The organism is Sulfitobacter sp. PR48 (assembly GCF_028807335.1).
In the GTDB taxonomy this organism is placed as follows: domain Bacteria; phylum Pseudomonadota; class Alphaproteobacteria; order Rhodobacterales; family Rhodobacteraceae; genus Sulfitobacter.
In genome coordinates, this window is the sequence record NZ_JARAMM010000043.1 from 1 (window position 1) to 12828 (window position 12828).

At 65.3% G+C, this 12828-nt stretch carries 15 protein-coding genes and 1 pseudogene; 7 read left to right on the forward strand and 9 right to left on the reverse strand.

Annotated elements, in window-relative coordinates:
• Positions 1–173 precede the first annotated feature (173 nt).
• The 4 genes from PVW51_RS23820 to PVW51_RS23835 all read right to left on the reverse strand — a co-directional run bounded on the left by PVW51_RS23820 (position 174) and on the right by PVW51_RS23835 (position 2119).
• Positions 174–530, reverse strand: coding sequence for a GFA family protein (locus PVW51_RS23820; protein ID WP_274578161.1), 357 nt, complete (start codon positions 528–530; stop codon positions 174–176).
• Between the two features lie 35 nt (positions 531–565).
• Positions 566–1012 (reverse strand): SRPBCC family protein, encoded by a 447-nt coding sequence (locus PVW51_RS23825; protein ID WP_269363834.1) that lies wholly within the window; start codon positions 1010–1012, stop codon positions 566–568.
• Positions 1009–1329 carry an ArsR/SmtB family transcription factor gene (locus PVW51_RS23830; RefSeq protein WP_274578162.1) on the reverse strand — a complete coding sequence of 107 codons (321 nt, stop codon included), beginning with the start codon at positions 1327–1329 and terminating at the stop codon, positions 1009–1011. The genes PVW51_RS23825 and PVW51_RS23830 overlap by 4 nt, the downstream gene beginning before the upstream one ends.
• Before the next feature lie 232 nt (positions 1330–1561).
• Positions 1562–2119 carry a peptidoglycan-binding domain-containing protein gene (locus PVW51_RS23835; protein ID WP_269363831.1) on the reverse strand — a complete coding sequence of 186 codons (558 nt, stop codon included), beginning with the start codon at positions 2117–2119 and terminating at the stop codon, positions 1562–1564.
• 672 nt (positions 2120–2791) lie between these two features.
• Here PVW51_RS23835 and PVW51_RS23840 point away from each other — a divergent pair.
• Genes PVW51_RS23840 through PVW51_RS23850 form a run of 3 tightly spaced genes read left to right on the forward strand, consistent with a single transcriptional unit; the run spans position 2792 to position 4318 of the window.
• On the forward strand, positions 2792–3115 hold the full coding sequence (locus tag PVW51_RS23840) for a 2Fe-2S iron-sulfur cluster-binding protein (protein WP_269363829.1): 324 nt from the start codon (positions 2792–2794) through the stop codon (positions 3113–3115).
• The gene (locus PVW51_RS23845) at positions 3115–3924 is read left to right on the forward strand and encodes an FG-GAP repeat domain-containing protein (protein WP_274578163.1); all 810 of its coding nucleotides are present in this window, start codon (positions 3115–3117) and stop codon (positions 3922–3924) included. The genes PVW51_RS23840 and PVW51_RS23845 overlap by 1 nt, the downstream gene beginning before the upstream one ends.
• Before the next feature lie 22 nt (positions 3925–3946).
• On the forward strand, positions 3947–4318 hold the full coding sequence (locus PVW51_RS23850) for a hypothetical protein (RefSeq protein WP_274578165.1): 372 nt from the start codon (positions 3947–3949) through the stop codon (positions 4316–4318).
• 37 nt (positions 4319–4355) lie between these two features.
• Here the strand turns inward: PVW51_RS23850 and purD are convergent, their stop codons facing one another.
• On the reverse strand, positions 4356–5618 hold the full coding sequence (gene purD, locus PVW51_RS23855; RefSeq protein ID WP_274578168.1) for a phosphoribosylamine--glycine ligase: 1263 nt from the start codon (positions 5616–5618) through the stop codon (positions 4356–4358).
• A gap of 71 nt (positions 5619–5689) precedes the next feature.
• Here purD and xseA point away from each other — a divergent pair, with 71 nt between their 5' ends.
• Positions 5690–7237 carry an exodeoxyribonuclease VII large subunit gene (xseA, locus tag PVW51_RS23860; RefSeq protein ID WP_274578169.1) on the forward strand — a complete coding sequence of 516 codons (1548 nt, stop codon included), beginning with the start codon at positions 5690–5692 and terminating at the stop codon, positions 7235–7237.
• 9 nt (positions 7238–7246) lie between these two features.
• Here the strand turns inward: xseA and PVW51_RS23865 are convergent, their stop codons facing one another.
• The 3 genes from PVW51_RS23865 to PVW51_RS23875 are packed head-to-tail and all read right to left on the reverse strand — an operon-like array spanning position 7247 to position 9109.
• On the reverse strand, positions 7247–7645 hold the full coding sequence (locus PVW51_RS23865) for a hypothetical protein (RefSeq protein WP_274578170.1): 399 nt from the start codon (positions 7643–7645) through the stop codon (positions 7247–7249).
• Positions 7642–8046 carry a hypothetical protein gene (locus tag PVW51_RS23870; RefSeq protein WP_274578172.1) on the reverse strand — a complete coding sequence of 135 codons (405 nt, stop codon included), beginning with the start codon at positions 8044–8046 and terminating at the stop codon, positions 7642–7644. The genes PVW51_RS23865 and PVW51_RS23870 overlap by 4 nt, the downstream gene beginning before the upstream one ends.
• Positions 8047–8095: 49 nt before the next feature.
• Entirely contained in the window at positions 8096–9109 is a 1014-nt protein-coding gene (locus PVW51_RS23875; RefSeq protein ID WP_274578173.1) for an alkane 1-monooxygenase, read from the reverse strand.
• 184 nt (positions 9110–9293) lie between these two features.
• Here PVW51_RS23875 and PVW51_RS23880 point away from each other — a divergent pair, with 184 nt between their 5' ends.
• Together PVW51_RS23880 and PVW51_RS23885 are read left to right on the forward strand one after the other, a co-directional pair.
• Positions 9294–11006, forward strand: coding sequence for an NAD(P)H-dependent oxidoreductase subunit E (locus PVW51_RS23880; protein WP_274578174.1), 1713 nt, complete (start codon positions 9294–9296; stop codon positions 11004–11006).
• A 180-nt stretch (positions 11007–11186) separates the two neighbouring features.
• The gene (locus PVW51_RS23885) at positions 11187–11486 is read left to right on the forward strand and encodes an SH3 domain-containing protein (RefSeq protein WP_269363814.1); all 300 of its coding nucleotides are present in this window, start codon (positions 11187–11189) and stop codon (positions 11484–11486) included.
• Positions 11487–11543: 57 nt separating this feature from the next.
• Here PVW51_RS23885 and PVW51_RS23890 read toward each other — a convergent pair whose 3' ends face one another.
• Positions 11544–12422 carry a lytic transglycosylase domain-containing protein gene (locus PVW51_RS23890; protein WP_274578175.1) on the reverse strand — a complete coding sequence of 293 codons (879 nt, stop codon included), beginning with the start codon at positions 12420–12422 and terminating at the stop codon, positions 11544–11546.
• 105 nt (positions 12423–12527) lie between these two features.
• Between PVW51_RS23890 and PVW51_RS23895 the strand changes: the two are divergent.
• Positions 12528–12828, forward strand: a pseudogene (locus PVW51_RS23895) (signal recognition particle-docking protein FtsY); the annotation flags it as partial.

Here is a 12828-nt window from a genome sequence, read left to right on the forward strand (position 1 = left end):
AAATCGCCCTCCGGGGGGAGGTCGGGCGATGCCCGGCTGACGCCGGGCGGAGGCGCTTGGGGGTATGCACCGCGCCAATGGCACGGCGGCTTTGTCCGCAATGCCGCCATCTGACCTGCTCCGTCTGAGTGCCGGGTTTCGTGATCACCAGCAGGCGCCGGGCCCTGTCACCCCTACAGGCTTGCGCCATCGTATTTCTGCGGCGACAGGCTGTCGATATCCACCCCGTCGAGGCAACGCACGTTGATGGCGCGCATTTCGACACCATCCGCGCCCACACCCCTGCTGAATGACTTCACCCCGCAGGTCTTGCAGAATTCATGATGGATGTTGCCGGAGGCGAACTGGTAGTCGCTCAGGTTCTCCGCCCCGTTCAGCAAGGTGAAGTTTTCCACCGGGGCAAAGCCGAGTATCGTGCCCTGGCGGCGGCAGATGGAACAATTGCAGGTCACCAGGTGATCCAGTGCCAATGTCACCTCATATGCCACCGCGCCGCAATGGCAGCTTCCGTGATAGGTTTGTGCGTTCATCTTCTTTTCCTTTGTTCTGAAGTGTCCGGATGCGGTCAGATGTCCAGGCCCTGACCGGTTTCGAGGAAGGATTTCATGCTGGACAGGACAATCGGCCAGCCCGCGCTGATGCCTTTCAACATGCCGCTGCCGGGCTGCAATTCGTCATGCGAGACGGTCAGTTTGACCATGTCGCCCTTGCCTTCGATGTCATAGGTGACCCGGCTGTACTGGTCGGGATCGTCCTTCTGGCTTTCGTTGGCCCAACTGACGACAAGGCGCTTTGGCGGGTCGCATTCGATGACCTTGCCGACCAGCTCGACGCTGCGGGTTTCCCCGACCTTGACGTGCTGCCAGTCGGACCCGGGCTGCCAGTCCTCCGAGACATTCTCGTGGCCCCAGTAGCGGCGGCAGACCTCGGGCCTTGTGATCGCCTCGAACAGCTTTTCAGGCGTTGTGCGGATAAAGGTCACATAGATGAAGCTGGCGGATTTATCGGTCATTTCCCGTTCCTTTCAAGTTCCTGTTTGAGGTCGTGGAGAAGGCCCAGACGGCCTTCCTCGAATTTCCGGATCCAGCGCGCGTAAACCTCGTAGAGCGGGACCGGGTTGATGAAATGCAGTTTCTCGCGCCCGCGACGGGCGGTGCTGATCAGATTGGCCTGCTCAAGAAGGCCGAGATGCTGGGTCACGGATTGGCGTTTCATGTCCATGGTGGTGCAGAGCTGCCCGAGTGTCTGGCCATTCTGGTCGCAAAGCCGGTCAAGCAACTGCCTGCGGTTCGGATCGGCCAGCGCCTTGAACACCTTGTCGTCATCCATGCGACTCTCCTTGAGCGATGGAGGTCATATATGCAGGCATTTGCCTGCCTGTCAATACATGCAGGCAAATACCTGCATAAACCCGGGTGCAGGATCCGCGCCCGATGCGGGTTCTCAAGGACATCATCTGTTGCAAGGGCCGGCCCCGGGGAGGCCTCGTTCATATGACCCAGGCCAAAAGGGCCCTGCGGGAAACCCGCAGGGTCTTTGCCGGCGATTCGGCTTGTCTGCTTTAGGCGGGGTCGCGCGCCACCGCGATCAGCCCCAGGCCACGCGCGGTTTCGAGCGAGAGCACACCGCTGTCCGGCCCCGTGGGCTTTTGATAGCGCTGCACCGCCGCGCGGGTGGCATCGTCCAGGGTGCCGGTGATCTGCTGGGTGTAAAGCCCGCGGGCCGACAGCGCGCGTTGCAGGGAGGCCACGAATTCGGGGGTCAGGACCTCGGGGCAGGGGGTTTCAAACCAATTGTCGCGCCGGGCCACCACCATCTCCTGATGGGTTTCCGACCGGTATACCGGCGGTTTGGCCACGCTGCCGTCGGGGTTCATCCTGGCGGGTTCGACCTGGACCTGCTCTGTCACGGTTTCAAAGACCGCCGGGCTGACCGTGCGGCCCCAGCAACTGCCCGGCGGCGCGCCCTCGGGCCCGTTTCGCGTGGCCTCCACCACGCCGGGTTCCGGAGGCGCATCCGCTGCCGGTGCCGCAAGATCGCAGGCAGCGACCCCGAGACTGAGCAAGAGAGGAAAGCAAAGGCGCAATACGCGCGCCGGTGGGAAAATCGCCTGTGACATGGCCCAATACCTTTGGGTCTGGAATTTGCTGATCACTCTAGAGGGTCTCGCGTCCCTTGCCTAGCGCAGCCGGCCCATCGGGGTCAGTTTCCCCGGCCACCGCGACACTGCGGCGAAATAGGGGTGATCACGCAAACCGACAGCCATGATCCGGGGCTTTCAACACAGCCAGTCAGCCAGGATCGACACGCCCAGTCGGCATAGTCATGCTGAGAGCGGACCTTCATCGACAAGTTGACGAATGGCGGCTGAGTGGACTTTGTTGCCGTTCGCAACGAAACGTCAAGCCACGCATCGACGGGCCGTGGTTCGGCGATCCGACCTCAGTGACTGGCACTTAATGGCAGCCAAGCACATCCTACATGACGATGTGGCATAACAGCAGCCAAATCGCCGTGCCAGGGGACGGCCCGGCGATGCGCGGCGGCCTGCGGCCTTGATTCCGCGCTTGGGAAAGCGGAAAGGTCTCTCTCCCGCCCTTCGCTACGATCTGCGCGATGGTTCGGATTCGGAAGCGAGGACAGCAATCCTGTCGATTGGCTTGCGCAGCCATGTCGGTTCATGCTGAACACCGGTGATGGTTTTGCTGTTGATCAGCAGCGAAATGGGGGTGGCAGAGAAATTGCCACACCGCTAAAACCCATGAAAGGATTTCTCAGGAAGGGACCAGGAATGGCCAAGATTACCTACGTGGAACATGGTGGCAAAGAACATGTCGTAGAGGTCGCCAACGGGATGACCGTGATGGAAGGCGCCCGCGACAACAATATTCCGGGGATCGAGGCCGATTGCGGCGGTGCCTGCGCCTGTTCGACCTGCCACGTCTACGTGGATCCGGCCTGGATCGAGAAACTGCCGCCAAAGGACGACATGGAAGAGGACATGCTGGACTTTGCCTATGAGCCCGATGCGGAGCGGTCCCGGCTGACCTGCCAGCTGAAGGTGACCGATGCGCTGGACGGCCTGCGGGTGCAGATGCCGGAAAAGCAGATCTGATGATCGGGGGCTGTGTCTTCAAGATACTTGAAGATACAGCTGCCAGACGCGCGCTGCGTCTGTCGTTCCGGGAATGGCACGCGCAGTTGCGCAGCGGGCGGCTGGCGCTTTGCGTCATGATGGCGGGGGGGGCCGGTGCCGCCCTTGCCGCGCAGGATCTGCCGCAGGGGCCGATCGACCAGGCGCGCTATGATGCGCCGACCACCCGCTATCCGCATGGCGTCCTGGGGGACGCGGTGGAGCATGGCGCGCTGGTGATCCAATACGCCGGTCACCCCAGCCCCCATATTCTGACCCTGCCGCCCGAGCGCGTGTTTGAGGATGTGGCCCCAAGGCTTGCCGATCTGGACGGGGACGGGCAGCAGGAGGTGGTCGTGGTGGAAAGCCACCGCGACCTGGGCGCGCGGCTTGCGGTCTACAATGGCGCCGGGCTGGTCGCCGCGACACCCTATATCGGTCAGCGGTTCCGATGGCTGGCACCGGTCGGGGTGGCGGATCTGGATGGCGACGGGCTGACGGAGATCGCCTATATCGACCGGCCGCATCTGGCGAAAGTCCTGCGGATCTGGCGGTTCGAGGATGGCAGGCTGCGGCAGATCGCGCGCCGCGCAGGCTTTACCAATCACCGGATCGGCGACACCGGGATTGCAGGCGGGATCAGGCGCTGCGGCGGCGCGCCCGAGATCATTGTCGCGGATGCGGACTGGCAGCGAATCGTCGCACTTCGCCTCGCCGGTGGCGCGCTGACCGCGCGCGATGCGGGGCCGCACCGGGGTCCTGCGGATTTCACCAGGGCCTTGGCCTGCTGAAATGCTGCGCTGCGCTGTCATAATGCTGATACTTGGCACAACGGCGGGGCTGGCCCAGACCCGGATCACGCCAGAGCAATTCATGGACCGCGCCGTCGGCCGCACCCTGACCTTTGAAAGCATGCTGGATGGCCGACTTGTCGGGGTCGAGGAATTCCTGTCGCGCCATCAGACCGTCTGGGCCCGGCGCGACGGCAGCTGCACCTATGGTCATGTCACCCTGACCCAGGACCAGGTCTGTTTCCGCTATGAAGATCAGGAACATATCAGCCATTGCTGGTATCCGCACGACCGCAACGGCACTCTGGTCATGCAATCCCTGCGCGGGTCGGTTCAGGAGGTCACCCGGATCACCGACCTGCCGGTGGCCTGCCAGGACGCGCCGCTGTCCTGACCGGCGTCGCCGGTCACGTCCAGGGCGGGCAGCTGGCTCACAGGGCGCGCCAGCCGATGTCCCGGCGGCAGAATCCTTCGGGCCAGTCGATCTGGTCCACCATCGCATAGGCCCGGGCCTGTGCCTCGGCCAGCGAGGCACCGCGCGCGGTGATGTTCAGCACGCGGCCACCGGCGGCGAGGAACTGCCCGTCCTTGCGGGCTGTGCCGGCATGGAAGGCCATATTGGCGCTGTCCTCGGGCAGGCTTTCCAACCCCTTGATCACGCTGCCCTTTTCGTAGTCCCCGGGATAGCCGTTTGCGGCCATCACAACAGTGACCGCGTGATCCTCGGCCCAGTTCACGCGGGCCTCCGACAGGCGGCCCTGGGCGGTGGCATGCATCAGGTCAAAGGCCTGCGCGCCCAGCCGCATCATCAGCACCTGGCATTCCGGGTCGCCAAAGCGCACGTTGTATTCCACCAGACGCGGGGCGCCGTCCTTGATCATCAGCCCGGCATAGAGCACCCCCTGATAGGGGGTGCCCCGGCGGACCATCTCGGCCATGCAGGGGCGGATGATCTCGGCCATGGCACGTTCCGCGATTTCATCGGTCAGCACCGGGGCGGGGGAATAGGCCCCCATGCCGCCGGTGTTCGGCCCGGTGTCGCCGTCGCCCACGCGCTTGTGGTCCTGTGCGGTGCCGATGGGCAGCACGGTGTCGCCGTCGCAGAGCACGAAGAAGGAGGCTTCCTCGCCCTCCATGAACTCTTCGATCACCACTTCGGTGCCCGCATCGCCAAAGGTGCCGTCGAACATCGTGTCGACCGCTGCCAGTGCCTCTTCGTCGGTCATGGCGATGATCACGCCTTTGCCAGCCGCCAGGCCATCGGCCTTGATCACGATGGGCGCGCCGTGCTGCCGCACATGGGCGCGGGCGGCATCGGCATCGGTGAAATGGCCATAGGCCGCCGTGGGCGCGCCGGCGGCATCGCAGATTTCCTTGGTAAAGGCCTTGGAGGCCTCAAGGGCTGCTGCCGCTGCCGAAGGGCCAAAGACCGGATAGCCCGCGCCGCGCAGATCATCCGCGACACCGGCGGCCAGAGGCGCCTCCGGCCCGACGATGACGAAGTCGATGTTGTTCTCGTCGCAGAACACCGTGACCGCGCCGCCATCCATGATGTCCAGATCCGCGCAATCCGCGATCATCGCGATGCCCGCATTGCCCGGCGCCACGATCAGCTTGTCACACTTGGGGTTCTGTAACGTCGCCCAGGCGAGGCTGTGTTCGCGTCCGCCACTGCCCAAAATGAGGATATTCATGGGGCTGCACTCCCTTGGCCTTTGTCTGCCCGCGTTCTATTCTGCACCTGCCCAAGACACAAGGACAGGACATGGACCTGATCGACGATCCCCGCGAGGGGCAGAACAGCCCGGAATTCTCTGTCACCGAACTGTCCGGTGCGATCAAGCGGGTGATCGAGGGCGAATTCGGCCATGTGCGGATTCGCGGCGAAGTGGGCCGGGTCAGCAGGCCCCGGTCGGGGCATATCTATCTGGACCTCAAGGACGACAAATCCGTCATCTCCGGGGTGATCTGGAAAGGCGTGTCGGCGCGGCTGGACACCCAGCCCGAAGAGGGGATGGAGGTGGTCGCCACGGGGCGCATCACCACTTTCGGCGGGCAGTCGAAATATCAGATCGTGATCGAGGATATCAAACCTGCCGGCATGGGCGCGCTGATGGCCCTGCTGGAAAAGCGCAAGAAGGCGCTGGCGGCGGAGGGGCTCTTCGAGGCATCGCGCAAGCGGCCCTTGCCCTATCTGCCGGATGTGATCGGCGTGGTTACCTCGCCCTCCGGCGCGGTGATCCGCGACATCCTGCACCGTCTGCGTGACCGGTTTCCGCGCAAGGTGCTGATCTGGCCGGTGGCGGTGCAGGGCGCGAAATGCGCACCCGAAGTGGCCCGCGCCATCGAAGGCTTCAACGCGCTGACCCCCGGCGGCGCCCTGCCGCGCCCCGACCTGCTGATTGTCGCGCGGGGCGGCGGCTCGGTCGAGGATCTCTGGGGGTTCAACGAGGAAATCGTGGCGCGGGCGGCGGCGGCCTCGCAGATTCCGCTGATTTCGGCGGTGGGGCATGAGACGGATACGACGCTGATCGACTATGTCTCGGACCGCCGCGCGCCCACGCCGACGGCGGCGGCGGAACTGGCGGTGCCGGTGCGGCACGAACTGGCGGCCTGGCTCGACAGTCAGGAGGCGCGGATGCGGGTGCTGCTCAGCCAGGGGCTGAGCCGCCGTGACCAGCGGCTGCGCGACATGGCGCGTGCCTTGCCCCGTGCCGAAACGCTGCTGGACGGGCCGCGCCAGCGGCTGGACCGCGCGGGCGAGAAGCTGGAACCGGCGCTGATCGCCGGGGTGCAGCGGCGGCGGGTGCGGCTGGCGGATGTCTCCGGCTCCCTGCGGCCAGCGACCCTGCGCCAGCGCCTGGCGCAGGACCGGCGGCGGCTGGGGGAAATCGCGGCGCGGCTTGCCCCGGCGCTGGCGCGCGGCGTTGCGGCGCGGCGTGACCGGTTTGAAAGCCGGGCACGGGGGTTCCGCCCTGCCGCATTGGCGCAGGACCGCGCGCGCAAGGCCGATGCCTTTGCCGCGCTGGTTGCGCGCCTGTCGGATGCGGGTCAGCGCCAGACCCGCGGCTGGCGGCAACGGATCGACGCGCTGGACCGGCTGCGCGAGACCCTGAGCTACAAGGCGACACTGGCGCGCGGCTATGCGGTGGTGCGCGGCGATGGCGCGGTGGTGACCGGCAAGGCGGCGGCAGGAAAGGCCACAAGTCTTGAGATCGAATTCGCCGATGGCCGGATCACGGTAGGGGCCGGCAGCGCCAAACCTGCGTCGCGCAAGACGGGCAAACCGCCCGAACAAGGTTCGCTGTTCTGAAGCGCTGGTTCAGACGCCGACCTTTGGCCCCAGGCATTCAAAGGGATCATTGCCCGGATCACCTTCGAAAATCCGGGTCGGGAAGCCGCCGTTGCGCAGCACCGCCACCAGCCCGGTTGCGGTCCGCTCCACCGCCCAGCATTGCGGGTCGGGGTTGTTTTCGTAGGTAAAGCAGATCAGCCCGCCCTCGGCATACCATTGCCCTTCGATACAGGTGCCGCCCCGTTCGGACCAGCGCACCTGCCGGTCCTCCAGATAGCTTTCGGCAGCGGTCACGCCGCGCCCGTCGCCCCGATCGAAATAGATGGTCTTGCCGCCGACATAGGCCTGAAAGGCCTCTGCGGTGTCCAGCGGTTCCGCCTGCGCCATGCCCGCGCAGAGCAGCAGCGCTGCCAGCAGCGGTTTCACACGCCGACCTTGGGGCCGAGGCAGAGCATTTCCTCGCCCACATCCCGGGCTTCATAAAGTTCGGTGGTCTGCGGATCGTTCTCGAACCGTGCGATCAGCCCGCCGGTGCCGCGCGAGAAGCTCCAGCATTGCGGATCGGGGTTGTCTTCATAGACGAAACAGATCAGCTCGCCGTCCTGATACCATTCCCCCGCGCGGCATTCCCCGTCGAGAAAGGACCATTCGACACGGCGGTTCCCGTGGTAGGCTTCCGCGCCATAGGCGCTGCCGTTGCGCCCGTAAAAGAGCGTCTTGCCCCGGGTGTAGGCGTCGAATTCCTCTGCTGTCATCAGGTCCTGCGCGGCGGCAGGCAGGGCGGGCAGGGCAAGCAGGAGCGACAGGGTCAGGGCGATGTGTTTCATGGGGTCAGAGTGCCAGAAAGCCGCCGCCGCTGCCAGTGGTCATCGCGGGTCACGCGACATCCTGCCAGCGCGCCGCGCGCCGGTCCATGAGGCGGTGCCAGAGTGGCGGCACCAGTGCCACCACCGCCATCACCGGCAGGCTGTGGGGCAGGACCGGCATGGTTTCGGGGGTGACCTCAAGCGCCGGAAAGGCGCGGGCGGGGCGCATGTGGTGGTCCGAATGGCGCGGCGCGTTCAGCATCATCGCGCTGGAATACCACTTGGGCGCGTTCCAGCTGTGCTGCGGGCCGACCGGTTCGGGTTTGCCCGTCTCCAGCACCCGGCGGCGCAGCCCGTAGTGCTGCACGTAATCCGACAGCAGCAGCTGCCACTGGGCATAGGCGGCAATCCCGACATAGACGACAAGACCGCGGAACCCGGCCAGCAGGAAGGCACAGAGCAGTGCGGCCGCCGCACCGGCCAGATAGCCGAAGTAGGGGTGGCTCCATGCCGGGGGGGATGTTGCCGCGCGGGCGCGATGTGCCGTCTCGGCGCGCAGCCCTGCGGTGAATTCACCGCGCAGCACATGGCCGCAATAGCGCCAGAACCCCATCCCCATGGGGGCCGAATTGGGGTCCGCATCGGTGGCGGCATGCACATGGTGGACCCGCAGATGCGCCGAAACGTGATGCCCATGCAGAAGCGAGACATAGATCGCCACACCGATGCGCCGGGGCAACCGGCGGCCCGCGTGGATCAGCTCATGCGCGTTGGAATTGGAAACCTGGCCAAAGAACAGCCCCAGCCCGGCAAAGATCAGCAGCTTGTCGGTCAGGTCGAGCTGTTGGCCTGCCGCCAGCGCCCGGACCCCCAGCGCCAGCAGCGGGAAATGCACCACTGCCAGGGTCAGGCAAAGCGCGCGCCCCGTCGCATCGCTGACCTGGGCCCGGCGCGGCAGCTTGTCCATGAAAAAGACAAAGACCGTGATCGAGAGCACCGCCAGCAGTGGCCAGATGCCGCCCAGCAGGCAGGCCAGGGCCAAAAGCCCCGCAGGCAGCAGGCTGGCAAAGACAAACCAAGGCATCGTGTCGCGGCTCCGTTCAGGGTCGGGAGTTTCTTATAGGCGAAATGCGGCCACGCAAAGACAGGGATTTCGGAATTGCCCCGCGCAAACTGCGGTGAAATCGTCGCTTTTTGATCGTGGGGCGGTGGCGTGTTTTGCTAGGGTCGGCGCAACCCCTCGGGGGCAGGGCACAAGGGGACGTGACATGGCGCTGGACGATCACAAGGACACCAAGGGCAAGGGGCCGGAAAAAGGCGTCTGGAAATCGGGCAAGGGCAAGGGCCGGCACCACACCAAGGGGCGGCAGTTGCAGGACGGGCCCTGGGACGAGGTGCGCGCGCTTTTGGGCGACCGGCCCCGCAACCGGGACCTGCTGATCGAATTCCTGCATCTGATCCAGGACAGCTTTGGCCATCTGTCGGCTGCGCATCTGCGGGCGCTGGCCGAGGAAATGCGCCTGTCGATGGCCGAAGTCTATGAAGTTGCGACCTTTTATGCGCATTTCGACGTTGTGAAAGAAGGGGAAACCCCGCCGCCCGCGCTGACCATCCGCGTCTGCGACAGCCTGTCCTGCGAGCTGGCGGGCGCCCAGGCCCTGAAATCCGCGCTGGAGGAGGGGCTGGACCCGGCTCAGGTCCGCGTCTTGCGCGCGCCCTGCATGGGCCGCTGCGATACCGCGCCGGTGCTGGAGATCGGCCATAACCACATCGACCACGCCACCCCGGAAAAGGTGCAGGCGGCCATCGCGGCGGGTGACACCCATGCCCATGTGCCGGCCTATGAGGATTATGCGGCCTATGCGGCGGCTGGCGGTTACGAGACGCTTGCGGCCCTGCGCCTGAACGGCGACTGGGAAGCGGTCCAGCAAAAGGTGCTGGACAGCGGGCTGCGCGGCCTTGGCGGCGCCGGTTTCCCCTCGGGCAGGAAATGGGGCTTCGTGCGCGGCAATGCCGGGCCGCGTTACATGGCGGTCAACGGGGACGAGGGCGAGCCGGGCACCTTCAAGGACCGCTGGTATCTGGAACGCACGCCGCATCTGTTTCTGGAGGGCATGCTGATTGCCGCCTGGGCGGTCGAGGCGGAAAAAGTGTTCCTCTACATGCGCGACGAATATCCGGCGGTGCTGGAAATCCTTGCGCGCGAGATTGCGGCGCTGGAGGCGGCGGGCATCGTCGAGGCGGGCTATATCGACCTGCGGCGCGGGGCCGGAGCCTATATCTGCGGCGAGGAATCGGCGATGATCGAAAGCATCGAGGGCAAGCGCGGCATCCCGCGCCACCGTCCGCCCTATGTGGCGCAGGTGGGCATCTTTGACCGGCCCACATTGGTGCATAACATCGAGACCTTGCACTGGGTCGCAAAGGTGTGCCGCGAAGGGCCGGAGGTGCTGTCAGGCACCGAAAAGAACGGCCGCAAGGGGCTGCGCAGCTATTCGGTCTCGGGCCGTGTGGCAAAGCCGGGGATGTATCTGCTGCCCGCGGGTTCCACCATCACCGATATCATCGTGGCCGCGGGCGGCATGGCAGAGGGCCATGCGTTCAAGGCCTATCAGCCGGGCGGGCCGTCCTCGGGGCTGCTGCCCGCCTCGATGGACGACATCCCGCTGGATTTCGACACGCTGCAACCGCATGGCTCCTTCATCGGGTCGGCTGCGGTGGTGGTGCTCTCGGAGGCCGACAGCGCCCGGGCGGCGGCGCTGAACATGCTGCGGTTCTTCGAGGATGAAAGCTGTGGCCAGTGCACGCCCTGCCGGGTCGGCTGCGAAAAGGCGGTCAAGCTGATGCAGGCAGACCGCTGGGATACCGGCCTGCTGGAAGAGCTGAGCACCGCGATGGTCGATGCCTCGATCTGCGGACTGGGGCAGGCGGCGCCGAATCCGATCCGGATGGTGATGAAGCATTTCCCCGACGAGATCTGAGGCAGCACAGCGATCTTTTCGAAAAGATCGGGTCGGAATTTTCGAAAATTCCGGTTCCCGCCGCGCTGCCGAACTGATCCGGCGGGCGGCGGTGAAAATCTGCCGCCGCCTGTGCGATGCCGGTTTTCTTCGCGGCAAAGCGCTGCCAAAAGGGGGGCGAAACCGCCAAAGGAGAATGTCATGCGAGGATGGATCGGAGCCGTGCTGTTGAGCAGCGCAATTGTCAGCGGCTGCGCGCAACCCTCGGCGGGCATATCGCCGGGCCGCTATGAGGTGTTTGGCGTTGAAGAGGGCGATATGCTCAAACTGCGGGCAGGCCCCGGCACCGGCTTTGTCGAGCTTCTGGGGATGCCGAACGGGACCGAGGTGGATGTGGGGCGCTGCGAATCCACCGGCCCGACCCGGTGGTGCGCGGTGACACTGGCGGAAGCCCGCGATGTCCGGGGCTATGCCTCCTACGCCTACCTGCGGCGGAAATAGGCGGGCGCCGATCTTTTCGAAAAGATCGGGCCGGAATTTTCGAAAATTCCGCCCGGCTCAGTTCTGCACCACCAGACAGATGCAGCGCTGGCGGCGCAGGGTGTCGCACAGTTTGCGCGCGCCCGCCTGAGTGTTGCGCCCGAACTGAGCAAAGTAATAGCCCTTTTTGCCGGAGACGCGGTTCTTCTTGTAGATCAGATCGGTCTTTTCGCCCTGTACCGCCGCGCGGCAGGTGCTGGTGCGTTCGATCACCCGGGCGCGGGCCAGCTTTTTCGAGGTGGCAAAGGCGACCTGCACGCCCCAGGGTTTCACGCGCGGTTCGGGCCGGGCCAGCGCGGTGATTCGGCGGTTGCGGGCCATCTCATAGCAGGCAGGCAGAAAGGCAGCGGTCTTTGACAGGCGCATGTCATGGCGCTTTGGCGGGGTGTCGCGCCAGTCCTCGGCGGTCAATCCGGTGATGATGGGCACGTAATTCACCGTCTCCGGGGCCAGTTCGCCGCCCTGCAGGAACCCTTCGGCGCGCCTTTCGCCGCCGTTGTAGCCGATGGCGGCCAGCCCCTCATTGCCATAGCGCGCGACCATTTCGGCCAGGTATTGCGCCGAATGCTCCAGCGCCTCGGCGGGGTTGAATGGGTCCTTCAGGCCCCGCAGCGCTGCGGTGGAGGGGATGAACTGCGCGATGCCACGCGCGTCCGCATGGGACAGGGCATTCGGATCGAACCGGCTTTCCTGCCAGATCAGCCGGGCAAAGAAGTCGCGGTTCAGCCCGTGGCGGTCGGCAAAGCTGCGGATGGCGTTGCAGGTGTCATAGACGAAATGCGCGGGCCGGATGCATTCCACATGGCCCCATTTGCCCGAAGAACACATCCGCCCCGGCGCATCGGCCAGTGCGGGTTGGACCGTGAGGGCAAGGATCAGGATCAGCCGGCGTATCATGGACCCTTGGTGAAACGCGCGCGCGGGCATGTCAATTGCGCGGGCCGCCCTTCCATCCCGGCAGGTGAGCCTATAGATCAGGGGAAACCGGAACGGAGACCCCCCTTGGCATTTTTCAAGAAGCTCAAAGACCGTTTGTTCAAGTCCTCGTCGAAGATCGACGAAGGGCTGGAGGCGATTGTCAGCGATGGTGGTGAAGAAGATGCCGTTGCCCTGGACGAGATCATGGAAGAGGCCCCCGCCGCGGCTGCTGCCGCGATGCCGGAGGCTGTGGACCCTGAACCGGCCCCGGTTGACCCCGCGCCCGAAGTGACGGTTTCTGAGCCTGAGCCTGAGCCTGAGCCTGAGCCTGAGCCTGAGCCTGAGCCTGAGCCTGAGCCTGAGCCTGAGCCTGAGCCTGAGCCTG

What these genes read in the sequence shown, in the direction of transcription:
- PVW51_RS23820 (WP_274578161.1), bottom strand. Translation starts at nt 530, where the DNA reads ATGAACGCACAAACCTATCACGGAAGCTGCCATTGCGGCGCGGTGGCA.
- PVW51_RS23825 (WP_269363834.1), bottom strand. Translation starts at nt 1,012, where the DNA reads ATGACCGATAAATCCGCCAGCTTCATCTATGTGACCTTTATCCGCACA.
- PVW51_RS23830 (WP_274578162.1), bottom strand. Translation starts at nt 1,329, where the DNA reads ATGGATGACGACAAGGTGTTCAAGGCGCTGGCCGATCCGAACCGCAGG.
- PVW51_RS23835 (WP_269363831.1), bottom strand. Translation starts at nt 2,119, where the DNA reads ATGTCACAGGCGATTTTCCCACCGGCGCGCGTATTGCGCCTTTGCTTT.
- PVW51_RS23840 (WP_269363829.1), top strand. Translation starts at nt 2,792, where the DNA reads ATGGCCAAGATTACCTACGTGGAACATGGTGGCAAAGAACATGTCGTA.
- PVW51_RS23845 (WP_274578163.1), top strand. Translation starts at nt 3,115, where the DNA reads ATGATCGGGGGCTGTGTCTTCAAGATACTTGAAGATACAGCTGCCAGA.
- PVW51_RS23850 (WP_274578165.1), top strand. Translation starts at nt 3,947, where the DNA reads ATGCTGATACTTGGCACAACGGCGGGGCTGGCCCAGACCCGGATCACG.
- purD (WP_274578168.1), bottom strand. Translation starts at nt 5,618, where the DNA reads ATGAATATCCTCATTTTGGGCAGTGGCGGACGCGAACACAGCCTCGCC.
- xseA (WP_274578169.1), top strand. Translation starts at nt 5,690, where the DNA reads ATGGACCTGATCGACGATCCCCGCGAGGGGCAGAACAGCCCGGAATTC.
- PVW51_RS23870 (WP_274578172.1), bottom strand. Translation starts at nt 8,046, where the DNA reads ATGAAACACATCGCCCTGACCCTGTCGCTCCTGCTTGCCCTGCCCGCC.
- PVW51_RS23875 (WP_274578173.1), bottom strand. Translation starts at nt 9,109, where the DNA reads ATGCCTTGGTTTGTCTTTGCCAGCCTGCTGCCTGCGGGGCTTTTGGCC.
- PVW51_RS23880 (WP_274578174.1), top strand. Translation starts at nt 9,294, where the DNA reads ATGGCGCTGGACGATCACAAGGACACCAAGGGCAAGGGGCCGGAAAAA.
- PVW51_RS23885 (WP_269363814.1), top strand. Translation starts at nt 11,187, where the DNA reads ATGCGAGGATGGATCGGAGCCGTGCTGTTGAGCAGCGCAATTGTCAGC.
- PVW51_RS23890 (WP_274578175.1), bottom strand. Translation starts at nt 12,422, where the DNA reads ATGATACGCCGGCTGATCCTGATCCTTGCCCTCACGGTCCAACCCGCA.